This window comes from Pseudomonas brassicacearum (genome assembly GCF_003732225.1).
Lineage (GTDB): Bacteria > Pseudomonadota > Gammaproteobacteria > Pseudomonadales > Pseudomonadaceae > Aquipseudomonas > Aquipseudomonas brassicacearum_E.
In genome coordinates this window covers 148658-172925 of record NZ_MOBJ01000014.1, presented here as the reverse complement: position 1 = coordinate 172925, position 24268 = coordinate 148658, and the positions used below count along the sequence as shown (strand labels likewise).

The window sequence follows — 24268 nt, the reverse complement described above, 5'->3', positions numbered from 1 at the left end:
GATGGACGGCGTGCATGTTAACGGGCAAGCCCGGTTTTGTCATGTCGTCTGTAGGCTTATTAAGTGTAGGCAAGCGCCGGCTTCGATCACAGATTCGGATTCGATCCGTTTTTTGCGCTGACACCCTCCCGCGTCAGTAGAGTCAGCAAGTTATCGACCGCAGTGGAAAGCTCGCCAGAATTATCCAGCTGAAAAATCCCCTCTGCGCGATCCTGGGCAGCATCCGTTGAAAACTGTGCATTGCGCTCAAGTCGGGCTTCGATTTCCTCAGCGCTCTCGCGCCCTCGCCGCTGAAGACGTTTGCGCAGGGCATCGGTTTTGACCGTCAGCAATATAGGCAACAGCGTCGGATAACGCGCCATAGCTGCAGGGAGATGACCTCTTGAGCCGTTGATCAGTACATGGCGGCCTTCACTCAACCACTGGTCGATCTCTGCGGGAATGCCGTAATCGAGCCCATTGGCATGCCAGCACAGCGCAAAACCGCCCTCGCGCCTCATCTGAGCAAATTGCGCCGTAGAAACACCCAAAGCGTCTTCGCCGACCGACTCGGCCGACCGGGTAATCACCCTGCGCGCCACAATGCAATTGAGGTGAAGCAGAGAATCGCGGGCGGCATCGATCAGGCTGTCCTTGCCGGAGCCGGACGGCCCCATCACGTAAATAAGTCTGCCGCGCGTCCCGATATCATCTCGCATTACATGTTCGCCCTAGTAAATCGGCCATTTGCCACTATTCTGTATCAGGTAAGGAACGAAGATCGTATCCGCATAGCATGCACGTTCAGGGGCGCTCAAGCACCCACCTGACGGCAAAGAGGACGCGGTCAGATGTACGGGCCCGGTAACTGTTTTCAAACCAGTCCGCATTTCTGATAATTGGTGCTGGCATAACGCCTGCTTCCAGTTCAATATTTGTCACAGAATTGACGCCAATGATCTGGCAACTTTGAGGCATGATGCGGGCCTCTTATCAATTCAGGTTGAACATTTGGTCACGAAGCTTGTCCTACATGACATCCTGCGGCCAATTCCGAGAACCGCTCCCCTGAACTAACCGGTTAAATATATGCGCCCATTGAAACAGGCAATTTATTCCAGCCGTACGGCTGACAAGTTCGTCGTACGTCTGCCAGACGGGATGCGTGAACGCATTGCCGAGGTGGCTCGCAATCATCATCGCAGCATGAATTCCGAGATCATCGCGCGCCTGGAGCAGAGTCTTATTCAGGAAGGCGCGCTGGGCGAAGAATTGAGCATGCGCCTGGACAGCCCCGAACTGTCACTGCACGAACGCGAACTGCTTCAACGCTTCCGCCAACTCTCCCACCGCCAGCAAAATGCACTGGTTTCGCTGATTGCCCATGACGCCGAAATGGCCGCAGACGCTTCCTGATTACATCCCGAAAGTTCAAGCCAGCCATGTGCTGGCTTTTTTTTACCTGAAATTCAGGCAATCACTTTCTCGACAGCACGTCCAGCTGCCATCGAGATTACGCTAATAGATTGAAAAATGAAGGTGCGCGGCCTGCTGGTTTGAGCAGAACCGCGCAATAGAAACTCAGAGCAGGAAGATTGTCGCCAGCCCCAGGAAGATGAAGAAGCCGCCGCTGTCGGTCATGGCCGTGATCATGACGCTCGCCCCCATTGCAGGGTCGCGTCCAAAGCGCGCCAGGGTCATCGGAATCAAGACCCCCATCAACGCTGCCAGCAACAGATTCAAGGTCATGGCAGCAGTCATCACCACGCCCAGCGACCAACTGCCGTACAGCAGGTAGGCCACCACGCCGATTACCCCGCCCCAGACCAGGCCATTGATCAAACCAACCGCCAGCTCCTTGCGCATGAGGCGCGAGGTGTTACCAGTACTGACCTGATCGAGCGCCATGGCACGAACGATCATGGTGATCGTCTGGTTGCCGGAGTTACCGCCAATACCGGCAACGATCGGCATCAACGCTGCCAGGGCCACCAGCTTCTCGATAGAACCCTCAAACAGCCCGATCACCCGCGATGCAACAAACGCGGTAATCAGGTTGATCGCCAGCCAGGCCCAGCGGTTGCGCAGGGACTTCCAGACTGACGCGAAAATATCTTCCTCTTCACGCAGACCCGCCATGTTGAGAACTTCGTTTTCGCTCTCTTCACGAATCAGGTCGACCATTTCATCGATGGTCAAACGACCAATGAGCTTGTCGTTCTTGTCGACCACCGGGGCCGAAATCAAGTCATAACGCTCAAAAGCCTGTGCAGCATCGTAGGCGTCTTCATCCGGGTGAAAACTCACCGGGTCGCTGGCCATGACTTCCGAGACTTGCTTGTCTGGATCGTTGACCAACAGTCGCTTGATTGGCAGCACACCTTTGAGCACACCGTCGTAGTCAACCACGAACAATTTGTCGGTATGACCTGGCAGCTCTTTGAGGCGACGCAAGTAACGCAGAACCACTTCCAGACTGACATCCTCGCGGATCGTCACCATCTCGAAGTCCATCAATGCACCGACCTGCTCCTCGTCATAGGACAACGCGGAGCGAACGCGCTCACGCTGTTGGCCATCAAGGGTTTCCATCAGCTCGTGGACGACGTCTCGCGGCAGCTCGGGGGCCAGGTCAGCAAGTTCGTCGGCATCCATCTCCTTGGCCGCAGCCAGGAGTTCCTGATCATCCATGTCGGCGATCAGGGTTTCACGAACCGAGTCGGATACTTCGAGCAGGATGTCGCCGTCACGTTCGGCCTTGACCAACTGCCAGACAGTCAGACGCTCGGCGAGCGGCAAGGCTTCAAGGATGTAAGCAACGTCGGCGGAGTGCAGATCATCGAGTTTGCGTTGCAGCTCGACGAGGTTTTGCCGGTGGACGAGGTTCTCGACCAGATCGTGATGATGACCTTCCTGGCGATGAGTCAGGTCTTCGACTACCCGCTGGCGCTGCAGCAGCTCAACGACTTGAGCAAGGCGGTCTTGCAAGCTTTCTTGCGTTTTCTTTACTTCAACTTCAGTCATAGGCGAACTCCACTCCCAGCAGCGGGGCACGCCGGAAGGATCAATCAGTCAATTCATGATTGGTAAAACGGGATACTGAGTAACTACTGGGTAAGTCCATGGAGGTATTCCACAAGCCCCGGCGGGGCTGACGGGCGCAATCATACACCGCTTGAGGGTTTTAAACGTTAAAAAATCCTGCCTGAAACAAGCGCTTGCGAGACAAACCTGAGCACTGTCCACATCCGTGAACCTGCGACGAATCATCCTGAAAAGAAAACACACCACCGCTGAAAAATGCAGTGACTATCCTTGATCGCGACCGTCATGGAGGACGCCCAATGCCCAGGAATAAACTCGCAACCCTGTTGATCACCCTGCTCTACCTACCCCTACAAGCCACTGCAACGACCGTACATCGATGCGAAGACGCCAAGGGCCGCATCACCTACACGACGCTGAGCTGCCCTCCCGGAGAGGCGCTGTCACGGCAGAACATTTACAACCCAAGCCTTTTCAAATTCGAGGCAATGCTCCCCGGCGCCAATCACCAGGAAACATCAGGCATTAAAAGCACACAGAGAGATCCGACCGTTGTCGGCCAAATCAATGACAAATGCGGAAACATACTCAGTGCCAAGGAGCGTCGCGAAGCAATCATCAATCAGCGGATCATTCCAGGCATGAGCCAGCAGGACGTTGAAAGCGCACTCGGCAAACCAGACAAGATCAGCATTCGGAACGCGACAACGAATTATCGCTACGACAGCAAGAAAGGTCGTAGCGCGCAAATCGTGTTCGATGAGAAGGGATGTGTAAAAGGCAAATCCCAGACAGCAAAAAGCCCGCGTTAGACGCAGGCTTTTTGGTGTTTGGTGCACTCGACAGGATTCGAACCTGTGACCGCTCGGTTCGTAGCCGAGTACTCTATCCAGCTGAGCTACGAGTGCAATTTGTGTTTTTAGACCAGATCACAACTGGTTGAAGCCAGGTTACCTGCATTACTGCAAACAACCCTTAAATGGTGCACTCGACAGGATTCGAACCTGTGACCGCTCGGTTCGTAGCCGAGTACTCTATCCAGCTGAGCTACGAGTGCATTTGTTGCCGCGCATTATAGGCCGTTGAATCTTTTTGTAAAGCGCTTTTTTCTAGTAATTTCAACAACTTACCGAAGAAGCCAGATTACAACGTACTAAACAAATAATGGCGGAGAACGGGGGATTCGAACCCCCGACACCCTTTTGAGGTGTACTCCCTTAGCAGGGGAGCGCCTTCGGCCACTCGGCCAGCTCTCCGCAACACGGGGCGTATCTTAACCAACCTTTTCCCCGTTTGCAAACATAAAAAACGATAAAAATTAATGGCTTGGTTCGTCGTCCTTCTCTTTCTTGATCCGCAGGTAGATTTCCTCACGGTGAACAGCCACCTCTTTAGGCGCGTTAACGCCAATACGCACTTGATTTCCTTTGACGCCGAGCACGGTCACGGTGATTTCGCCATCACCAATAATCAGGCTTTCTGCGCACCGACGAGTCAGAATCAGCATACCTTTCTCCTCACGCATTTCATTTCAGGGACAACAGTCTGCAAAAAAAAGGCGCTCGACCTACAACCAGAACGATCGCAGCCCTACACGCCTAAGTATTGACCAGCACGAACAAAAGAACAGACTTCTATCGCACCACTCAAGAAAACAAAGGGCGCGGTCAGACCGCGCCCTTCGGGCAACGCATCACTCGCCCTGTCGGGCCGGAGCGTCCAGTTCGAAAGCCGTGTGCAGCGCGCGCACAGCCAATTCCAGGTACTTCTCTTCGATCACTACGGAAACCTTGATTTCCGAAGTCGAGATCATCTGGATGTTGATGGTTTCTTTAGCCAGGGCCTCGAACATGCGACTGGCAACGCCTGCGTGAGAACGCATGCCGACGCCGACGATCGACACCTTGGCGATCTTGGTGTCGCCAACGACTTCACGGGCACCGATCTCGCGAGCGGTGTTTTCCAGCACGGCCTGGGCCGCCTGGTAGTCATTGCGGTGCACAGTGAAGGTGAAGTCGGTGGTGTTATCGTGCGCAACGTTCTGCACGATCATGTCGACTTCGATGTTCGCGGCGCTGATCGGGCCGAGAATCTTGAAGGCCACGCCCGGGGTGTCTGGCACGCCACGGATGGTCAGCTTGGCTTCATCGCGGTTGAAAGCGATGCCGGAAATGATCGGCTGTTCCATGGATTCCTCTTCATCAATAGTAATGAGGGTGCCCGGACCCTCCTTGAAGCTGTGCAGTACGCGCAGCGGAACGTTGTACTTACCGGCGAACTCGACCGCGCGGATCTGCAACACCTTGGAACCGAGGCTGGCCATTTCCAGCATCTCTTCAAACGTGATCTTGTCCAGGCGCTGAGCCACGGACACCACGCGGGGGTCGGTGGTGTAGACGCCGTCGACATCGGTGTAGATCTGGCATTCATCAGCCTTCAGGGCCGCTGCCAGCGCCACGCCGGTGGTGTCGGAACCGCCACGACCGAGGGTGGTGATGTTGCCGTGCTCGTCGACGCCCTGGAAACCGGCAACGACAACCACGCGACCAGCCTTCAGGTCACCGCGAATCTTCTGGTCGTCAATCTGCAAGATACGCGCTTTATTGTGCGCGCTGTCCGTCAGAATCCGTACCTGGTTACCGGTGTACGACACCGCCGGTACGCCGCGCTTGATCAGCGCCATGGCCAGCAGTGCAATCGTCACCTGCTCACCGGTGGAGACGATGACATCCAGCTCACGCGGAACCGGTTGATCGTCGCCACTGATTTGCTTGGCCAGATCGATCAGACGGTTGGTCTCGCCGCTCATTGCAGACAGCACAACCACCAGGTCATCGCCGGCATCGCGGAATTTCTTAACCTTGTCGGCGACCTGCTCGATTCTCTCGACAGTGCCGACTGAGGTGCCTCCAAATTTCTGTACGATCAAAGCCATTTCAAAGCCGCCTCTGCCCATGAAGGGCGCCCAATAATCACTCAAACAGCTGCAGGCCCGTCACTAGACGACGGGCTCGGCACTCTGCCTTAAATACCCTGCTCTACAAACGGCACGGTCAGGGCCAATGCAGCGTCCAGCGCGCCAGCGTCAGTACCGCCGCCTTGCGCCATGTCTGGACGACCACCGCCCTTCCCGCCCACTGCCGCAGCGGCTTGCTTCATCAAATCACCGGCTTTGAGTTGGCCAGTCAGGTCCTTGGTCACACCCGCAACCAACACGACCTTTTCCTCATGGACACTGCCGAGCAGGATCACTGCGCGGCCGAGTTTGTTCTTCAGTTGATCGACCAGCGCCAGCAGCGCCTTGCCGTCCTGACCGTCGAGACGCACGGCCAGTACTTTCACGCCTTTGACGTCCTGGGCCGAAGCCGACAGGTCATCGCCCGCCGCACTGGCGGCCTTGGCTTGCAACTGCTCGAGTTGCTTTTCCAGCAGACGGTTGCGCTCAAGCACAGCCGACAGCTTGTCGATCAGGTTGTCGCGGCTGCCCTTGACCAGGTTGGCCGCTTCCTTGAGTTGCTCTTCTGCAGCGTTCAGGTAAGCCAGTGCTGCAGCGCCTGTCACCGCTTCGATACGACGTACGCCAGAAGCCACGCCGCCTTCGCTGATGATTTTCAGCAGGCCGATGTCGCCAGTGCGATTAGCGTGAATACCACCGCACAGCTCGACGGAGAAGTCACCCATGCTCAGTACGCGCACGCTATCGCCGTACTTCTCGCCGAACAGCGCCATGGCGCCTTTTTGCTTGGCGGTGTCGATATCGGTTTCTTCGGTTTCAACCTCGGAGTTCTTGCGAATTTCGGCGTTGACGATTTCTTCCAGTGCTTTCAGCTGTTCAGGCTTGATCGCTTCAAAGTGGCTGAAGTCAAAGCGTAGACGCTGACTGTCGACCAACGAACCTTTCTGCTGAACGTGCTCGCCCAGCACCTGGCGCAATGCCGCGTGCAGCAAGTGAGTCGCGGAGTGGTTCAGCGAAGTGGCGTGACGTACGTCAGCGTCCACCTGGGCCTGAACGGGCGAGCCAACGATCAGGCTGCCCGAATCCAGCACACCGTGGTGCAGGAACGCGCCGCCGGTCTTGGTGGTGTCGCGCACGTCGAAACGCGCAGTGCCAGCCTGGAGGAAGCCGCAATCACCAATCTGACCACCGGACTCCGCATAGAACGGCGTCTGATCGAGAACGACCACGCCCTCTTCGCCTTCGCTCAACACGTCGACCGATTGCCCGTCTTTATACAGAGCAACGATTTTTGCTGAACCGCTGTGAGCGGTGTAACCGGTGAACTCGGTGGCCACATCAACCTTGACCAGGCTGTTGTAGTCCATGCCGAAGGAGCTGGCCGAACGTGCACGGACGCGCTGGGCTTCCATTTCGCGCTCGAAGCCTGCTTCGTCGATGGTCAGGCTGCGCTCGCGAGCGATGTCGCCGGTCAGGTCCATCGGGAAGCCGTAGGTGTCATACAACTTGAACACCACGTCGCCTGGCACGACATCGCCTTTGAGCTCGGCCAGATCCTGCTCGAGGATCTTCAGGCCCTGCTCCAGGGTTTTGGCAAACTGCTCTTCTTCAGCTTTCAGTACGCGTTCGATGTGCGCCTGCTGGGATTTCAGCTCAGGGAAGGCTTCGCCCATCTCGGCAACCAGTGCGCCAACGATCTGATAGAAGAAGCTGCCCTTGGCACCCAGCTTGTTACCGTGACGGCAAGCGCGACGAATGATCCGGCGCAGCACGTAGCCGCGACCTTCGTTGGACGGCAGCACGCCGTCGGCGATCAGGAAACCGCAGGAACGAATGTGGTCAGCAACGACTTTCAGCGAAGCCTGGTTGTCGTTGGTGCAACCGATGGCCTTGGCCGAAGCGCTCAGCAGGCTCTGGAACAGGTCGATTTCATAGTTCGAGTGAACGTGCTGCAGCACGGCACTGATCCGCTCCAGGCCCATGCCGGTATCCACCGACGGCGCTGGCAACGGATGCAACACGCCATCGGCGGTGCGGTTGAACTGCATGAAGACGTTGTTCCAGATTTCGATGTAACGGTCGCCGTCTTCCTCTGGCGAACCCGGCGGGCCACCCCAGATATCGGCGCCGTGATCGTAGAAAATCTCGGTGCAAGGACCGCACGGGCCGGTATCGCCCATGGTCCAGAAGTTGTCGGACGCGTATGGCGCGCCTTTGTTGTCGCCGATACGCACCATGCGCTCGGCCGGAACCCCGACTTCCTTGGTCCAGATGTCATACGCCTCGTCATCGCTGGCGTAGACCGTGACCCAGAGTTTTTCCTTCGGCAGGTTCAGCCACTTGTCGGAGGTCAGGAAGGTCCAGGCGTAGGTGATCGCATCACGCTTGAAGTAGTCGCCGAAGCTGAAGTTACCCAGCATTTCGAAGAAGGTGTGGTGACGGGCGGTATAACCGACGTTTTCCAGGTCGTTGTGCTTGCCACCGGCGCGAACGCACTTCTGGCTGCTGACGGCGCGGGTATAGGCGCGCTTTTCCTGGCCCAGAAAGCAGTCCTTGAACTGGTTCATCCCCGCGTTAGTGAACAGCAGGGTTGGGTCGTTGCCCGGAATCAAAGAGCTGGAGGCTACACGGGTGTGGCCTTGCTCTTCGAAGAAGCGAAGGAAGGCTTCACGGATTTCTGCGCTTTTCATTAGGTTCTTCCACGGAGGCTGCGGCCAAAGGCCTGTGCGAATCGTCAACGGACGAAGCGACGGCAAAGGGCCGCATTATATCGGCGTTAGTGACCAGGTACAGTGTGTTTGTACGATACAAACAGTCAATTGGACGGCTAACACCTTCAGTTTTGCGAAAACTCGACGAAAGACGCGATCACCTGCTCGATCTGCGCCCGGCTGACGTCCATGTGAGTGACCATGCGCAAGCGCGGGGCGGCGCTAAGCTTGATCCCGCGCTCACCGGCAAACACCTTGATCGCGTCGCACTTGTCGCCCATCTGTACGTAAACCATGTTGGTCTGTACAGGCTCGACTGTATACCCCGCCGCGCGCAGGCCTTCAGCCAGAAACTGCGCGTTGTCGTGGTCATCTGCCAGGCGTTGCACGTTGTGATCCAGCGCATACAAGCCGGCCGCCGCGAGAATGCCGGCCTGGCGCATGCCGCCGCCGACCATCTTGCGCAGACGTCGGGCCTTGCCTATCAACTCGACCGAACCGCAGAGTACCGAACCGATCGGCGCGCCAAGTCCTTTGGACAGGCACACCGACACCGAATCGAAGTGCTGAGTGATTTCCCGTGCATCAACGCCCAGCTTGACCGCTGCGTTGTACAACCGCGCGCCGTCCAGGTGCAGCGACAAACCGTGTTCATGGGTAAAGCGGCGAGCTCGCGCCAGGTACTCCAGCGGCAACACCTTGCCTTGCATGGTGTTTTCCAGCGCCAGCAGACGGGTCCGGGCGAAGTGGAAGTCGTCCGGCTTGATCGCCGCCGCGACCTGAGCCAGGTCCAGCGAACCGTCGGCCTGAACTTCCAGCGGCTGCGGCTGGATCGAGCCCAGCACCGCTGCCCCACCACCTTCGTACTTATAAGTGTGCGCCTGCTGACCGACGATGTACTCGTCACCGCGCTCGCAGTGGGCCATCAGCCCCAGCAAGTTGCTCATGGTGCCCGTCGGCACGAACAGCGCTGCGGCAAACCCCAGGCGCCTGGCCAGTTCGGCCTCAAGGAGATTGACGGTCGGATCTTCGCCGTAGACATCATCTCCGGTGGCTGCCCTGGCCATTGCGTCGAGCATCCCTGCGGTCGGTTGGGTGACGGTGTCGCTACGAAGATCGATAACACTCATGAATCAGGCCTCGGAATAGGACGCTAACGTCGCTGCTGATAAGGAAAATCTGTTTCGAAGAGGATTACTGCGGCCAACGCCGCGATTAATCAAGGCCTGAGCCAGGAAAAGGCGGCTCAAGCCAACGGAAAAACCGATGTATATCATCAGAAAGCAGCGATGCGCAGCCCACAAATATGTGTTAAAAACTCTCCGCCGCCAGAAAATCTGGCAGCAAAACGTTCTCAGGGCGGGGTGCAACTCCCCACCGGCGGTAATTGCGCGCAATGCGCATAGCCCGCGAGCGCTTGGTGTCACCGATGCTTCGGCAGCAGATGACGGCAAGGTCAGCAGACCCGGTGTGATCCCGGGGCCGACGGTCATAGTCCGGATGAAGAGAGAACGGGATTGGCACCAAAGGGCCGTCCGTGGGCAGCGCGCATACACTGCACGCTTGACCTGCACGCACCCTTAAATCCCATTCGATTCATAACGCCCTGTTTTTCACACAAACAGGAGTCAGAACAGATGCAACCCACCGCAATCGATAGCAAAAGCAAAAACCATCCGGTTGAGCGCGTAGCGTTTATCCAGGCATGCTGGCACAAGGAAATCGTTGACCAAAGCCGTAAGGGCTTCGTCAGCGAGATGGTCGCTCAGGGCTATCAGGAATCGGATATCGACTTTTTTGAAGTCGGCGGCGCCTTTGAAATTCCACTGCACGCCAAGCTGCTGGCCAAGTCCGGCCGTTACGCCGGCATCGTCGCCGCAGGTTTAGTGGTTGACGGCGGTATCTACCGTCACGAGTTCGTCGCCCAGTCGGTAATCAGCGGCCTGATGCAGGTTCAGCTGGAAACCGAAGTGCCGGTATTCTCGGTCGTGCTGACCCCGCATCACTTCCATGCAGGCGAAGAGCACCAGAAGTTCTTCTTCGAGCACTTCGTGCACAAGGGTCAGGAAGCGGCGAAGACCTGCGCCGATACGCTGCACAAGATGCGCGCGCTGCGTCGCACTGAACACCGCGCGGTAGCCGTCTAAGCCTCCCACCCGCTCCCTGGGATAATGCAATACCTGTGGGAGCGAGCTTGCTCGCGACGGCGGTTTAACATTCAACGATGATGTTGACTGTTAGTTCGCCATCGCGAGCAAGCTCGCTCCCACAAGGGTTCTATGTCGCGATCGAGATCCCGGTCAGACCAGGTTTTCGCCGGTGGTCGGCACAATCAAAATGCCGGCGCGCAGGCCGTTCTTGACCTTCGGGTTCGGGAAGATGATTCGCGCACCCTCCTCCTCGACGATCCAGCGGGTCTGGGCGATGTCCTCGGCCAGCAGATAACCCTTTTTCAGCTCCGAGAAGTTCTCGATGTCCGCCGGCAGGTTCAAGTGGAAGCTGTCGCTGTGCTTGATGATTTCCCGCGCCACGCTGAACAGTTGCAAACCATCCAGGCTCTGTTCTGCCAACTCCGGCTCGGTGCCTTCGATGATCTGCTTCAACAGGGTTTCAAGACGCGAGACGTTAACCCCGTCGTTCTGCCCGAACGGCCGGGCCTTGCCCAACTCAAGGGTGAAAGACTCGGCATCGAGCTTGTCGTAGGTGTACGAGCTGAAAACGATGGACGGCTTGTTCTGCAACAGCACCGCTTCCATGCCGGCAGCGCGCAAGCGGGCCAGTTCGTGGCGGGAATGCTGGCGACCTTCTTTCCAGGGGTACAGTGCGAACTGCTCGATTTTTGAACCACGGATCGCGGTGTGCAGGTCGTAGTGCAAACGGGAACGGTCCGGCAGGCTGAAGAAACTCGCCGCCAGGCGCTCAAGCTCACAGGCACGCAGCGCTTCAGAGCCACTGCTGAGTTCGTGACGGCCATTGAACAGCCGATTGACGTCCTGCTCGATAAAACGCTCGCCGCGGCGCATGGCCTCGGGGTTGCCGAACAGGAACAGAATACGTGCGCGCGGCTTCAATTCACCGCGGGCGATGTCATGCAACAGGCGATCGAGCAACTCGATCGGCGCTGTTTCATTACCGTGGATGCCAGCCGACAACAGCAAGTCCAGGCCATTGTCGCGAGCCTCCGGTGGCCGGACTTCCAGCGCACCTTCGCTCAGCCAGCGCATCCGCACGCCTTCGACAGTCAGTTGAGTCTTCTCCGCCGGTTCACGGCCGGCGAGGGTCAGTTCAAGCAGTTTGCCGAGGGCGAGCATAGAACGAATTCCTTAGTGATCGTGTTTGCAATCCGGGCCGTGCACGTGGTCTTCGTCACCGATTTCAGCCGGTTCCATTTCCAGTTGCAGACTTACCAGATTAGTCGCCAATGGGCGCAGCAGCAGGTTGGCGTATTCAGCATCGCCTTCTTCGACGTCAACGCCGATCAGCAACTGGCCACGGCCGTCTTGCTGGATCCACAACTCTTTGCCTTGCCACATGACCGCAACGCGGGTGCAGGAAGTTTCCAGTTGAGTGCCGTCGGTGTCTTCAAGAATCAGCTGCAGGGTATCGCTCATTATTACGTTCTCATCTGGAGATAAAGCAACGCGTCCGACTCTTCATGAGCAGGACGCGGGCTTTCAATTGATCTGGAATGGATAAACCGCGCCCAGTTTAAGGATTTGCGTCAGTTCATCCAGTGCCGTCCGGCACTCAAGCAACAATTGTGGGTCCGCCAGATCGTTTTCGGTCATGCGGTCACGGTAGTGCTTGTCGACCCACTGGGTCAGCGTGCCATACAACGGCGCAGTCATGATAACCCCTGGGTTGACCGCCGCCAGCTCGGTTTCATTCAGTGCGACACGCAACCGCAGGCACGCCGGGCCACCGCCGTTCTGCATGCTTTGCTTGAGATCGAAGACTTTCACTTCGCGAATCAGGCCGCCGGAGCTGGTCAGCTCTTGCAGGTACTGCCAGACGCGCGGGTTGTTCTGGCACTCTTGCGGCACGATCAGCAGCATCGAACCGTCAGCGCGCGACAGCAACTGGCTGTTGAACAGGTAAGAACGCACGGCGTCTTCGACCGACACCTGGGAGCGCGGTACGCAGATCGCCTTGAACTGGCCGCCACGCTTGGCAAGCTTGGCCGACAGCTCGGCGAGCATCTGCTCGGTGTCGAGGAAAGCATCCTCGTGATAGAACAGCGCTTCGCCGTTACCGACCGCGATCACGTCGTTGTGGAACACGCCCTGGTCGATCACCGCAGGATTCTGCTGGGCGTACACCACGCCGTCATCACTCAAGCCGTGCAGACGAGCAACTGCTTGCGAAGCTTCGAGGGTCTGACGCGCCGGGTACTTCTGCGGTTCCGGGTAGCGAGTATCGAACGCGCTGCGACCGAACACGAAGAACTCGACACCGGCTTCGCCGTATTCACGGCAGAAACGCGTGTGGTTGGCTGCGCCTTCGTCACCGAACTGCGCCACGGCAGGCAATGCTGCGTGGTGAGCGAAGTGTTTCTGGTCAGCGAACATCGCCCCCAGCACGCGGCTGGTGGTCGGGTGTTCGATGCTGCGGTGGTATTTGCAGTTGAGGTTGGCGGCGGTGAAATGCACGCGACCGTCAGCGGTATCAGCACTCGGGCTGACCGTGGCGGCGTTGGCCACCCACATGCTCGACGCCGAGCAGTTGGCAACCAGCAATGGCATCGCCTGCCTGGCGGCCTGCTCGATCACTTGAGCGTCGGTGCCGCTGAAACCCAGGCGGCGCAGCGCACCGACATCCGGACGTTCTTGCGGCGCGAGTACGCCTTGCTGAAAGCCCATTTCCATCAGCGCTTTCATTTTCGCCAGGCCTTGCAGCGCCGCTTCCTTCGGATTGGAAGACTGCTGGCTGTTGCTCTGGGACGCAACGTTGCCGTAAGACAGACCGCCGTAGTTATGGGTCGGCCCCACTAGACCGTCAAAATTGACTTCATAGGATTTCATCAGCGAGGCTCCACGAGAATCTGTTGTTATAGGCTTCAGTAACTAACTGTTCAGTGCGACCGAGTCGCGGCCATCGCGAGCAAGCTCGCTCCCACAGGGATTTCATCGCCCTTGTGGGAGCGAGCTTGCTCGCGATTGGGCATCACGCCATTTTCACGCCAGGGGTCAGGGCGGCCGGTAGTGTCAGGCTTGGGGTTTCCAGCGAGGCCACCGGGTACGCGCAGTAATCCGCTGCGTAATAGGCGCTGGCGCGATGGTTGCCCGAGGCTCCCACACCGCCGAATGGCGCGCTGCTCGCGGCACCGGTCAGCTGCTTGTTCCAGTTGACGATACCGGCGCGGCTTTCCAGCCAGAACTGCTGATAACGCGCTTCGGAATCCGACAGCAAACCTGCGGCCAAGCCGTATTGGGTGTCGTTGGCTTCAGCGATCGCCGCCTCGAAATCAGCGTAGCGGATCACTTGCAGCAACGGGCCGAACAGCTCTTCGTCAGGACGATCGGCAACCGCGCTGACATCAAGAATGCCCGGGGTCAGCAGCGCGGCGTTAGCCTGAGGCTGAGTCATTTCCAGCAGCGACACGGCGCCATTGGCCAGCAAGTGTTCTTGCGCATCCATCAGTGCTTTGGCAGCGGCCAGAGAAACCACCGAGCCCATGAACGGTGCCGGTTGCTGATCGAATGCGCCGACGTCAATGGTCGCGCTGACCGCCACCAGACGCGCCAGCAGCGTGTCGCCCCAGGCGCCTTGCGGTACCAGCAAGCGACGGGCGCAGGTGCAACGCTGACCGGCAGAAATGAACGCCGACTGAATAATGGTGTACACCGCGGCATCAAGGTCTGCGACCTGATCGACCACCAGCGGGTTGTTGCCGCCCATCTCCAGCGCGAGGATCTTGTCCGGACGCCCGGAGAACTGCGCATGCAGGTGGTTGCCGGTACGGCTGGAGCCGGTGAAGAACAGACCGTCGATGCCTGAATTGGCCGCCAGAGCGATCCCGGTTTCACGCGCGCCTTGCAGCAGGTTCAGCACGCCAGCCGGCAGACCGGCTTCGATCCAGCACTTGACCGTCAGCTCGGCGACTTTCGGGGTCAGCTCGCTTGGCTTGAACAGCACGCTGTTACCGGCCAGCAGCGCCGGAACGATGTGACCGTTCGGCAAATGCCCAGGGAAGTTGTAAGGACCAAACACCGCCACCACACCGTGAGGCTTGTGGCGCAACACGGCGGTGGCGTCGCCCAGCGGGCCGCTCTTCTCGCCGGTACGTTCGCGGTAGCTCTGCACCGAAATGGCGATCTTGTTGACCATGCTGGTCACTTCAGTCGCGGCTTCCCACAGCGGTTTACCGGTTTCTTCGCCGATGCAGTGGGCCAGTTCGTCAGCGTGTTTTTTCAGGCTGGCGGCAAAGGCTTCCAGCACGCCGATGCGGTCTTCCAGGGAGCGTTTGGCCCAGGCCGGGAACGCCTGACGCGCAGCTTGCACCGCGCTTTCGACCTGAGCAGCACTCGCGCCCTGCCCCGACCACAATACGTGCTGGGTCACCGGGTTCAGCGATTCGAAGGTGTCACCCTGGCCAGCCAGCCATTCACCGGCGATATAAAGCGAATTCATTATTTCGACTCCCGAGCAGCAGACAACGGCACGGCACGTACTTGATCGCCGGCATTGAGTTGAAGACGTTTGGCGGTCAGTTGGTCGACCACCAGGGTACCGGCGGCAAAGCGTGCTGGAGCGGCAGTGATCCGGCAGTCTTCGCGTTTACGGTTGTGAATCAAAAATGGCGTGGCGTCGTCACCCGGGGTGCCGATGGCCAGCACCAGTGCCTGGCTGTCGCGGACCGCGCGGATCTTGCCGGTTTCGCATTCAACGGCAGGACCGGCGTCGAAGATGTCGACGTAACCCTGGTAACTGAAACCTTCGCTCTTGAGCATCGCCAGCGCTGGCTCGGTGTCAGGGTGAACCTGGCCGATCACATTGCGCGCGTCTTCAGAGAGGAAGCAGGTGTACAGCGGGAACTTCGGCATCAGCTCGGCGATGAACGCCTTGTTGCCCACGCCCGTCAGGTAATCAGCCTGGCTGAATTCCATTTTGAAGAAGTGTCGCCCCAGGCTTTCCCAGAACGGCGAACGGCCGGCTTCATCGGACACACCGCGCATCTCGGCAATGATCTTGTTGCCGAACAGCTGCGGGAATTCGGCGATGAACAGCATCCGCGCCTTGGCCAGCATGCGGCCGTTGAGGCCGGAACGGTAATCGGCGTGCAGGAACAACGAGCACAGCTCGGAGTTACCGGTCAGGTCGTTGGCCAGGAACAGCGTCGGGATTTCGCGGTAGATGTTCAGCTCTTGCGAAGCGCTGACAGTCAGACCGACCCGGAAGTTGTACCAAGGCTCACGCAGGCCGACGGCGCCGGCAATCGCGGAAATACCGACCACGCGACCGTTATCGTCTTCGAGCACGAACAGGTAGTCCGCGTCGCCGCGCCCCGCTTCGCCGCGAAAGGTCTTTTCAGCCCAGCCAACCCGATGAGACAGACGCTCTTCGTTGGCCGGCAAGGTGGTCAGGCCGGTGCCGGTGCTGCGGGCCAGGTCGATCAGAGCGGGTAAATCGCTGCTGCGTACGGGACGAACGATCATGCTATCTCCTCAAACGGGCCGCTATTGCCACCCGTGAAACTCGCTGCTCTCAAGCCTTGAATCAGGCATGCTTCTCTAGGTGTCAGACCGCCACCAGGCGCACGCTGGCACCTTCACCGACGCCCAGGGCTTCGGCGGCTTCAAGATCCAGGGTTACCGGTTTGCCCGGCGCATAATCCAGCTCGAGCAATACCGCGCGGTAATCCTGCAACTGGGCGTTGGCCACCAGGTACTGACGACCGGCACCTTTGACCGGCTCACCGATTTTCACCGGCACCACACGGCTCTGGGCGATCGAACGGATCCCCGAAACACGTGCGTGCAGCGTTGGGCCACCGTCGAAAATGTCGATGTAATGATCGGTCTCGAAGCCTTCGCGCATCAGTATGTCGAAGGTGATCTGCGCACGCGGATGCACCTGACCCATGGCCTCTTGGGCGGAGTCCGGCAGTAGCGGCACGTAGATCGGGTAATGCGGCATCAATTCAGCGAGGAAGGTCCGGCTCTTGAGCCCGCACAGACGCTCGGCGGCGGCGTAGTTCAAGTCGAAGAAGTTGCGACCGATGGCATCCCAGAATGGCGAGTCGCCATTTTCGTCGCTGTAACCGACGATCTCGGTGACGACCGAATCAGCGAAACGCTCCGGGTGACTGGCAACGAACAGCAGGCGACCGCGAGAGTTGAGTTCCGACCAGGCCGACCCCACCAGCTCCGGCAGCACGTAGAAACTGGTCAGCAGACTGTTGCCGGTCAGGTCGTGGCACTGGGAGAGCACGTGGATCTTGTTATGAATCTTCAGCTCGCGGGAGGCGTGCACGAAGGTTTCATTACGGAAGCTGTAGAACGGCTCGGAATAACCGGCCGACGCGACGATGGCCGAGCAACCGGCCAGTTTGCCGGTGGCGGTGTCTTCGAGGACGAAGAAATAGCTCTCTTCACCGTTGAAGCTGACTTCGGCAGCGAACGACGCTTCGCTTGCGGCAATCTTGTCGCTCAGACGTTCGACATCATCCGGCAAGGAAGTGACACCAATCGGGCTGTCCGCAGCCAGACGCTGTACCTCGCCCAGATCAGCCATTTGCGCGGGGCGCATCACCAGCATGGTGTCACTCCTTTCTCGAAAAAACACACAGAGGAAAAAAGGCCGGGCCGGCCTTTGAGACACCTGTGGGAGCGAGCTTGCTCGCGATTGCGTCCTGTCAGGCAACAAAGATGTTGGCTGTAAGGCCCTCATCGCGAGCAAGCTCGCTCCCACATAAAGCGGGCCCGGCATAAAATTGGGTTCGACGCCTGAATGATCAGGCGTCGAAGGGTCGATCAGGCTTGAGTCAGTTTGGCCACGGCGCGCTCGAAGCGCTCCAGACCTTGCTCGATGTCCGCGTCTTCAACCACCAGGCTTGGCGCGAAACGAATCACGTCAGGGCCGGCTTGCAGAATCATCAGGCCTTCTTTTTCAGCGGCGTTGAAGATGTCCTTGGCCTTGCCTTTCCAGGCCTCGCTCAACACGCAACCGAGCAGCAGTCCCAGGCCACGCACTTGAGTGAACAGGCCGTACTTGGCGCCGATCTGCTCCAGGCGAGACTTGAACAGATCGTGCTTGGCTTTGACGCCGTTCAACACTTCAGGGGTGTTGACCACATCGATCACCGCTTCAGCCACGGCGCACGCCAACGGGTTGCCGCCGTAAGTGGTGCCGTGAGTGCCGACCACCAGATGTTTGGCCAGGGCTTCGCTGGTCAGCATCGCCGCGATCGGGAAACCACCGCCCAGGCTCTTGGCGCTGGTCAGGATGTCCGGTGTCACGCCGTAATGCTGGTAAGCGAACAGCTCACCGCTGCGGCCCATGCCGGTTTGTACTTCGTCGAAAATCAGCAGCGCGTTGTGTGCGGTGCAGAGTTCGCGAGCGCCTTGCAGGTACGAAAGTTCAGCCGGCAATACACCGCCCTCGCCCTGGATCGGCTCCAGTACTACCGCGCAGGTCTTGTCGGAAATAGCCGCTTTGAGCGCTTCCAGATCGTTGAACTTGACGTGAGTGATGCCGGTGATCTTCGGACCGAAACCGTCGGAGTACTTCGACTGGCCACCAACGTTCACGGTGAACAGCGTACGACCGTGGAAGCTGTTGAGCGCGGCGATGATTTCGTACTTCTCTGGACCGAAACGATCGTGAGCGACACGACGGGCCAGCTTGAAGGCGGCCTCGTTGGCTTCGGCGCCGGAGTTGCAGAAGAACACGCGCTCGGCGAAAGTCGCATCGATCAGCTTATGCGCCAGGCGCAGGGCCGGCTCATTGGTGAACACGTTGGACACGTGCCACAGCTTGTTCGCTTGCTCGGTCAACGCACCGACCAGTGCCGGGTGCGCATGGCCCAATACGTTAACCGCAATCCCGCCGGCGAAGTCGATCAGCTCGCGGCCAGACTGGTCCCAAACGCGGGAACCGGCGCCACGTACCGGAATGAAAGCGGCAGGCGCGTAGTTGGGAACCATTACCTGGTCAAAATCGGCGCGTTGTACCGCAGCGTGCTCAACGGACATCGGAGTCTCCTGATGAGAAACACCCGCCTGAAACTGGCGAGCGATGAGGGGATTGTAAGGACAGTTTTCAGCCCGGCCTTGCCGCCAAGCGACAACTTCTTATAGCGCAAACCCCGGATTTCTCCGGGTTTACGGCAATGCGACAAATAGCGTCGCAAAGGCGCAGTTTAAACTGCTGGCGCGGATTTGCGGCAGGCTTGGCGAGAGATGAATGCCTGCGTGCCTAAATATGTACCGCACCGTGAACGGCGCATCTTGTTTCCCTTGACGCTCTTTGAGCGTTAATGGACCAGCAAGATGCAATTACCCGATGAGCAAACGCGAACAGCCCTGGCTGACGCAACGTATATCGCACACACCGACACTCACTATCCGCCTCTCACCCAGACGATTCCCCACTGGCTCGGGAACGCATCATCCGTCAGGCGCCTGGCGCTGAAGGAGGCACGTCCGTTACTGGCGAATCGTCTGCGCGCGGCACCGGCTCCGCAACACGCCGAACTCGGGCGACTGAATGCCGCGCACTGGACGGCACAAAACCATGTCGACCGCGCGCTGGAAAACCTGCAAGACGCCTACGCTTTTGCCGAGCCACTGCTAAAAAACGCCCTGAAAGCACGATTCGGCGTGGATCTGGACGTTAAAGGCACGTTCTTGCGCCTGTACATTCCCGCGACCATTCCCTGGTTCCCGATCAAGTCAGGCGCCGCTCGCACCTGGACGGTTTCGCTGCTGAATGCGGCGCTGCACAACTTTGAAGAACAGGAAACCCACAAGGATGCCTACGAACCCGACTCGACGTTCATCACTGAGCCTTCTTCGACCGGACAGTTCGACACCCTGCCGGCGCTCAACCAGACGATCACAGTCCAGGCCTTTACCCGGTTATGCCGCGAGCTGGACATCGGCGGCCAGTACCGCGCCTACCTTGAGGAGAATCTGGGCATCTCCAATCCGCTGGTCGCGACCGTGCTGCGCACCAGGATCGAGGCCAGCCAGAAAGCAGCACTGAAGGCGGCGCTGCAACTGGCTCGCATGAACGGCGACATTCAGGACGACTTCTTTCAGCTGATCCTGGGACTGGCTGAAGGCTCGTACAGCATCAAGCTCGGCAACGAACCCTTGCTGTGCCACGACCTGACAATCATGTCCGCCAAGCTGACCGGCATCGTGGTGTTTGCGCCGAACCTGGAACGCTCACGCAATACTGCACGAATCGCGGTCTACATCCCCGATGACCCGGAGCACCCGATCAAGGAATACACCTCGACGGCCGAGCTGATGCAAACCCTCACTCGCCAGCTGCGCACCCCGGATTACCAACAATTTTTCAGCCGCTTTGTGGCTCACGAAGACCGCGGGCATTTCTTTGGCAACCTGGCCGATCGCCTGAGTCAGGTGACCTGGCATCAACGCCCTTACAGTGACCCGCTGCCGTCATGGCGTGAAACGCCGGTAGAGCGGCCCAATCTGCAATTTTCTGTCACGCCGATCCATCGCGGCCCATGGCCCCATCTCTACCGGGAACAACTGAACAAAATCCTCAACGACGCCCGGGTCATCGCGGTTTCCACCGCAATGGCGGACCAAAAAGCTCGCTGGGCACTCTGGGACTCCTTTACCGGCGTGGCATCAGCCATTGTTCAGCTCGCCGCTTTCGTCGCCCTGCCCTTTGTGCCGTTTCTGGGGGAGTTGATGCTGGCCTACATGGCTTATCAACTGGTCAACGATGCATTCGAAGGGATCATCGACTGGGCGCAGGGGCAGACCGTCGAAGCGTTCGAGCACCTGATGACGGTGGTAGAGACTCTGATCCAGTTGGGGGCCTTCGCCGCAGGCGGCGTCATTGCCGCAGGAGAGTTTCGCAAGGCACTGCCCGCAGAGGTCGTCGCCTTCATTGACCGGTTCAAACCGGTGCAGGCGGCCAACGGCAAAACCCTTTACTGGAAACCCGACCTGAGCCCCTACGAACATACCGCGACCTTGCCACGGCACTCGATTCCCAACGCATCAGGACTGCATCACCACAACGGCAAAACCATCGTCCCCATCGAGGGCAAGCGCTTCGCGGTCAGACAAGACCCGACCGACGACTACCACATTGAGCACCCCACCCGGCCCGACGCTTACAGCCCCGCGCTCAAACACAACGGCAGCGGCGCCTGGCAGACCGAGCTCGACCGACCGCTGGAATGGGACAAACGCACGCTATTGCAGCGCCTGGGCCCTCTGAGCGAAAAGCTCTCTCCCGTCGAACGCGAGCATGCACTCAAGGCCAGCGGGTTGCACGAGAACACCCTGCGCAAAATGCATGTCGAGCATGAGCCGATGCCGTCCCTGCTGGCCGATACTCTCAAACGCCTCAACATTGACAAAGACCTGCAAACCTTTATCGACCGCCTCGGCAGCGAGCATCACGAACAGTATTCAAAGGCCGACTCTCAAACCCAACTCCAGCTGCTCACCGAACACTTCTTGTGGCCCGACAGTACAGGCCTCAGCCTGCTCGATGCACAGGGAAACATTGCCTGGGAAACCACCAGCCTTGCACGGTCGGGCATTGAGGTTCAGGAAGGTCGATTGACCGACGGCGACCTGCTCAAAACCCTGCTTGCCCACCTGAGTGAAACCGAGCAGAAAACCCTTCTTGAAGAAGACCGGGGCTCGCCGCCTCTCTCGCTGAGCGCACGCGCCGCAACCCTGAGACAAAAACTCGCACAGACCGCCGCCCGACAAAGAACATCACTGTTCGACAGCCGGTACCGGGCACTTGAACGCACCCACAACGCCACGCTTCAAAAACTGCTCGACACCACGACGGGGCTGCCACTCAGCGTGGCGACCGAACTGATGGATACCGCCACGAGTTCCGAGCTGCGGCTTCTGCAAACCGGCGAAGTACCGAAACGCCTCAAGGACCTTGCTCGCTGGGCGATGCAAGAAGTACGGCTGACGCGAGCCTACGAGGGGCTTGACCTGCCATCGCTGGAAAACCCGGACACCGATCTGCTGCGACTCCATTCACTTGAGCGTCTGCCAGGCTGGACATCCGACGTCCGGATCGACGTTCAGGACTATTCATACAACGGTCATACCCGCACCCGCATCGGCAAACAAGACTCCCCCATCCGCAAAGTGCTGGTACGGCGCGAGGATGGTCGATACGAAGCCTATGACGACGAAGGCTTGAATCTGAGCGGCGCGACCGACCTCAGCCAGGCGCTTCTTCTTGCCCTGCCCGACGCCGAACGCAACGCACTGAAGATCAATACCCATCAAGGGGAAAAACTCCAACAAGCACTGCGCGAGCATCCGCTGGAGCGCGCTGAACTACGCAACATTCTGGAGCAGAATCCGATACTGAAACCGGCCTATGACCCGACCACCCTGCGCCTGCTCGGAGGCGCCGACGGCTATGATCAACTCCCGCCGGGCCAACCGGATCTGGTGCAGAGGGTTCGCCAGCTCTACCCGGCACTCAACCCGGAAGAAGTGCTGGAGGTCATCGAACACCTGCACACCCACCCCACCGGTGCTCATGCCGAACTTGCCCGCCTGCAAGGCGAGTACACCCAACTGAACCATGACCTGCACACTTGGACCAATCAGGCACCCCACCTCGATCCTCAAACCGGTAACAGGTTCAGCGTCGCGCAGATGATGGAAAACAGGGGGCTCCGCATCGCGTTCAGGGCGGAGATGCTCCGTGGCTGGCGTCGGCAAATCACCGCCAGCATTACCGACGACGCCCTTGACGGGGTCGAGTACCTGTTGAGTTTTTTCAAACCGTTCGTGGGAGAACTGCCGACCATAACGGCAGACTTCAGCCGTATTTCGACGCTATCGATGACGAACAGCGGCACCCCGCAAGGCATCATGGGCTTCCTGCAACACTTCAGCGGGCTGACCCGCCTCGAGCTCAGAAGTGTTGCCCTGGGCGAACTCCCGCCTGCCCTGTCCAACATGCCGAAGCTCAATCAACTGCTGCTGACCGACTGTGGCATCGTGCTGACCCCGGATACGCAAGCAACGCTTTCCTCCTTCAGCAACCTGGTGACGCTGGACCTCTACAACAACCCGTTAGGTCTCTCCCCCTCCCTGCAGGGAATGCCTGAACTCAACTTCATCGACTTTTCCAATACAGGCATCAGCAGCATGCCGGAGGGTCTGCTGGGTCATCAAAGTCTGCGCACTGCGATTCTCAATGACAACCAGATAACCGATCTGGCCCCAGCCTTTTTCAATCTCCCCGCCCGCATCAGCAAAGGCATGGACTTTGGCAACAATCCACTCTCGCTGGCGAGCCGCGAACAGATCAAGCGCTACTTTAAACGAACCCGCCAGGACTTCGGCGTCATGGCCGCCCCGGCTGAAATTGATCGTGCCCAAGCGCTATACCCGCTTCTGGACAGAGAGGAAGCCAGCGACTTCATCTACCTGCTACCCGGAAACCTGGAGGTCGGCAGAGCCGAACTGACACGCCTGGAGACCGAGTACACGACGCTGCGCAACGATCTGGCCGCATGGACCTCCGACCTTCCTGCCGTGCATCCGCAAACAGGTCAGCCGTTCACCAACGCGCAGCTGACAGAAGAGCACTTCGCCCGCGACGCGTTCAAAGAAACCGTAGAGCAGTGCTGGCGTCGCGAATCCGATCAAGAAGGGGTCAATGCGGCAGGTGAGCCGCTTTATGAGCTCTACACCGATGAGGTCATCAATGGCGACTTGCCTCAACTGACGGCGGACTTCGGCCATGTCTCACGACTGCATATGGACGGCGAAGACCAGGTGACATCGAGTCTCGATGGCTTTTTACGCTGCTTTCCCAACCTGCGGAATCTGACCATCAGCGACTATGCACTGAGCACGATTCCCGAGCCAGTATTCAACATGGGCGAGCTGACGACATTGGTGCTTACCGATTGCCTGATCACGCTGACCTCGCAGACGCAGGCCGCACTGGCGGGCCTGGAGAATATCGAGCATCTGGTACTGGGCGGCAACCCACTGAACTTACCCGCCGACATCAGCCAGATGCCTCGACTCAAGACCCTCATGCTGTATGACACAGGCATCAGCGAGATCCCGCCGGGCCTGTTGAGTCGTACAACATTGCAGGTGGCGAATCTTACCGATAACGCGATCAGCGAAATCCCCAGCGATATTCTGGAACTGCCTGTCGATGTCGCCAGGCGGATCAAGCTAAGCGGGAACCCATTTTCCGAAGAAAGCCTGCAACGATTCATCGCTTACTTCCAGCGAACCGGCGAATACTTCGGTATCGACGAAGTCATCAACCGTGCGCAAGTGGAGGCTTCGAATTCCGAGAGCAGTGAAGTCGACGAGTAACAGGGGGCTGACGCTCAGAAAAATCCCCCACGCCG

The 24268-nt window shown here is 58.7% G+C and carries 17 protein-coding genes, 3 tRNA genes and 1 riboswitch; of the genes, 4 read left to right on the top strand and 16 right to left on the bottom strand.

What is annotated here, in order from left to right:
- Nucleotides 1-86: 86 nt before the first annotated feature.
- Nucleotides 87-698 carry a phosphonate metabolism protein/1,5-bisphosphokinase (PRPP-forming) PhnN gene (gene phnN, locus BK659_RS20565; RefSeq protein ID WP_123426790.1) on the bottom strand — a complete coding sequence of 204 codons (612 nt, stop codon included), beginning with the start codon at nt 696-698 and terminating at the stop codon, nt 87-89.
- Nucleotides 699-1068: 370 nt separating this feature from the next.
- Here phnN and BK659_RS20560 point away from each other — a divergent pair, with 370 nt between their 5' ends.
- Nucleotides 1069-1395, top strand: coding sequence for an Arc family DNA-binding protein (locus tag BK659_RS20560; RefSeq protein ID WP_003178899.1), 327 nt, complete (start codon nt 1069-1071; stop codon nt 1393-1395).
- 165 nt (nt 1396-1560) lie between these two features.
- Here the strand turns inward: BK659_RS20560 and mgtE are convergent, their stop codons facing one another.
- Nucleotides 1561-3003, bottom strand: a complete 1443-nt coding sequence (mgtE, locus tag BK659_RS20555; protein WP_123426789.1) for a magnesium transporter — start codon at nt 3001-3003, stop codon at nt 1561-1563.
- Between the two features lie 320 nt (nt 3004-3323).
- Between mgtE and BK659_RS20550 the strand changes: the two genes are divergently transcribed.
- Nucleotides 3324-3836 carry a DUF4124 domain-containing protein gene (locus BK659_RS20550; RefSeq protein WP_123426788.1) on the top strand — a complete coding sequence of 171 codons (513 nt, stop codon included), beginning with the start codon at nt 3324-3326 and terminating at the stop codon, nt 3834-3836.
- Between the two features lie 19 nt (nt 3837-3855).
- Here the strand turns inward: BK659_RS20550 and BK659_RS20545 are convergent.
- The 7 genes from BK659_RS20545 to ltaE form a co-directional block, all read right to left on the bottom strand.
- Nucleotides 3856-3932: transfer RNA gene (locus tag BK659_RS20545), tRNA-Arg, on the bottom strand.
- 72 nt (nt 3933-4004) lie between these two features.
- Nucleotides 4005-4081: transfer RNA gene (locus BK659_RS20540), tRNA-Arg, on the bottom strand.
- A 108-nt stretch (nt 4082-4189) separates the two neighbouring features.
- Nucleotides 4190-4280: transfer RNA gene (locus BK659_RS20535), tRNA-Ser, on the bottom strand.
- 62 nt (nt 4281-4342) lie between these two features.
- Nucleotides 4343-4531, bottom strand: a complete 189-nt coding sequence (gene csrA, locus BK659_RS20530; protein WP_003178872.1) for a carbon storage regulator CsrA — start codon at nt 4529-4531, stop codon at nt 4343-4345.
- A gap of 186 nt (nt 4532-4717) precedes the next feature.
- The gene (locus tag BK659_RS20525; RefSeq protein WP_123426787.1) at nt 4718-5959 is read right to left on the bottom strand and encodes an aspartate kinase; all 1242 of its coding nucleotides are present in this window, start codon (nt 5957-5959) and stop codon (nt 4718-4720) included.
- 89 nt (nt 5960-6048) lie between these two features.
- The gene (gene alaS, locus BK659_RS20520) at nt 6049-8670 is read right to left on the bottom strand and encodes an alanine--tRNA ligase (protein WP_123426786.1); all 2622 of its coding nucleotides are present in this window, start codon (nt 8668-8670) and stop codon (nt 6049-6051) included.
- A 146-nt stretch (nt 8671-8816) separates the two neighbouring features.
- Nucleotides 8817-9821, bottom strand: coding sequence for a low-specificity L-threonine aldolase (gene ltaE / locus BK659_RS20515; protein WP_123426785.1), 1005 nt, complete (start codon nt 9819-9821; stop codon nt 8817-8819).
- 216 nt (nt 9822-10037) lie between these two features.
- A riboswitch (FMN riboswitch) is annotated at nt 10038-10208 on the top strand.
- Nucleotides 10209-10328: 120 nt separating this feature from the next.
- Between ltaE and BK659_RS20510 the strand changes: the two genes are divergently transcribed.
- A complete protein-coding gene (locus tag BK659_RS20510; RefSeq protein ID WP_123426784.1) occupies nt 10329-10838 on the top strand; it encodes a 6,7-dimethyl-8-ribityllumazine synthase in 510 nt (169 codons plus the stop codon).
- Between the two features lie 153 nt (nt 10839-10991).
- Here the strand turns inward: BK659_RS20510 and astE are convergent, their stop codons facing one another.
- The 7 genes from astE to BK659_RS20470 all read right to left on the bottom strand — a co-directional run bounded on the left by astE (nt 10992) and on the right by BK659_RS20470 (nt 18884).
- Nucleotides 10992-12002, bottom strand: a complete 1011-nt coding sequence (gene astE / locus BK659_RS20505; protein ID WP_123426783.1) for a succinylglutamate desuccinylase — start codon at nt 12000-12002, stop codon at nt 10992-10994.
- A gap of 12 nt (nt 12003-12014) precedes the next feature.
- On the bottom strand, nt 12015-12302 hold the full coding sequence (locus BK659_RS20500; RefSeq protein WP_123426782.1) for a topoisomerase II: 288 nt from the start codon (nt 12300-12302) through the stop codon (nt 12015-12017).
- Nucleotides 12303-12365: 63 nt separating this feature from the next.
- Complete coding sequence (gene astB, locus BK659_RS20495; protein WP_123426781.1) at nt 12366-13712, bottom strand: N-succinylarginine dihydrolase; 1347 nt, start codon at nt 13710-13712, stop codon at nt 12366-12368.
- A gap of 142 nt (nt 13713-13854) precedes the next feature.
- Nucleotides 13855-15324: a succinylglutamate-semialdehyde dehydrogenase gene (gene astD, locus BK659_RS20490; RefSeq protein WP_185015431.1), complete on the bottom strand. Its 1470-nt coding sequence runs from the start codon at nt 15322-15324 to the stop codon at nt 13855-13857.
- Nucleotides 15321-16346, bottom strand: a complete 1026-nt coding sequence (astA, locus tag BK659_RS20485) for an arginine N-succinyltransferase (RefSeq protein WP_123426779.1) — start codon at nt 16344-16346, stop codon at nt 15321-15323. Before astA ends, astD begins: the two co-directional genes overlap by 4 nt.
- A gap of 82 nt (nt 16347-16428) precedes the next feature.
- Complete coding sequence (aruF, locus tag BK659_RS20480; protein WP_123426778.1) at nt 16429-17448, bottom strand: arginine/ornithine succinyltransferase subunit alpha; 1020 nt, start codon at nt 17446-17448, stop codon at nt 16429-16431.
- 215 nt (nt 17449-17663) lie between these two features.
- A complete protein-coding gene (locus tag BK659_RS20470) occupies nt 17664-18884 on the bottom strand; it encodes an aspartate aminotransferase family protein (protein ID WP_123426777.1) in 1221 nt (406 codons plus the stop codon).
- A 297-nt stretch (nt 18885-19181) separates the two neighbouring features.
- On the opposite strand from BK659_RS20470, the gene BK659_RS20465 reads away from it, so the two are divergent.
- Nucleotides 19182-24233: a dermonecrotic toxin domain-containing protein gene (locus tag BK659_RS20465; RefSeq protein WP_259740286.1), complete on the top strand. Its 5052-nt coding sequence runs from the start codon at nt 19182-19184 to the stop codon at nt 24231-24233.
- Nucleotides 24234-24268: the final 35 nt, after the last annotated feature.

Bases quoted from the DNA above. Each gene is read 5' to 3' on its own strand.
- astB (WP_123426781.1), bottom strand. From the start codon at position 13,712: ATGAAATCCTATGAAGTCAATTTTGACGGTCTAGTGGGGCCGACCCAT.
- BK659_RS20465 (WP_259740286.1), top strand. From the start codon at position 19,182: ATGCAATTACCCGATGAGCAAACGCGAACAGCCCTGGCTGACGCAACG.
- astE (WP_123426783.1), bottom strand. From the start codon at position 12,002: ATGCTCGCCCTCGGCAAACTGCTTGAACTGACCCTCGCCGGCCGTGAA.
- astA (WP_123426779.1), bottom strand. From the start codon at position 16,346: ATGATCGTTCGTCCCGTACGCAGCAGCGATTTACCCGCTCTGATCGAC.
- BK659_RS20560 (WP_003178899.1), top strand. From the start codon at position 1,069: ATGCGCCCATTGAAACAGGCAATTTATTCCAGCCGTACGGCTGACAAG.
- mgtE (WP_123426789.1), bottom strand. From the start codon at position 3,003: ATGACTGAAGTTGAAGTAAAGAAAACGCAAGAAAGCTTGCAAGACCGC.
- BK659_RS20525 (WP_123426787.1), bottom strand. From the start codon at position 5,959: ATGGCTTTGATCGTACAGAAATTTGGAGGCACCTCAGTCGGCACTGTC.
- alaS (WP_123426786.1), bottom strand. From the start codon at position 8,670: ATGAAAAGCGCAGAAATCCGTGAAGCCTTCCTTCGCTTCTTCGAAGAG.
- phnN (WP_123426790.1), bottom strand. From the start codon at position 698: ATGCGAGATGATATCGGGACGCGCGGCAGACTTATTTACGTGATGGGG.
- BK659_RS20470 (WP_123426777.1), bottom strand. From the start codon at position 18,884: ATGTCCGTTGAGCACGCTGCGGTACAACGCGCCGATTTTGACCAGGTA.
- BK659_RS20500 (WP_123426782.1), bottom strand. From the start codon at position 12,302: ATGAGCGATACCCTGCAGCTGATTCTTGAAGACACCGACGGCACTCAA.
- csrA (WP_003178872.1), bottom strand. From the start codon at position 4,531: ATGCTGATTCTGACTCGTCGGTGCGCAGAAAGCCTGATTATTGGTGAT.
- BK659_RS20550 (WP_123426788.1), top strand. From the start codon at position 3,324: ATGCCCAGGAATAAACTCGCAACCCTGTTGATCACCCTGCTCTACCTA.
- aruF (WP_123426778.1), bottom strand. From the start codon at position 17,448: ATGCTGGTGATGCGCCCCGCGCAAATGGCTGATCTGGGCGAGGTACAG.
- ltaE (WP_123426785.1), bottom strand. From the start codon at position 9,821: ATGAGTGTTATCGATCTTCGTAGCGACACCGTCACCCAACCGACCGCA.
- BK659_RS20510 (WP_123426784.1), top strand. From the start codon at position 10,329: ATGCAACCCACCGCAATCGATAGCAAAAGCAAAAACCATCCGGTTGAG.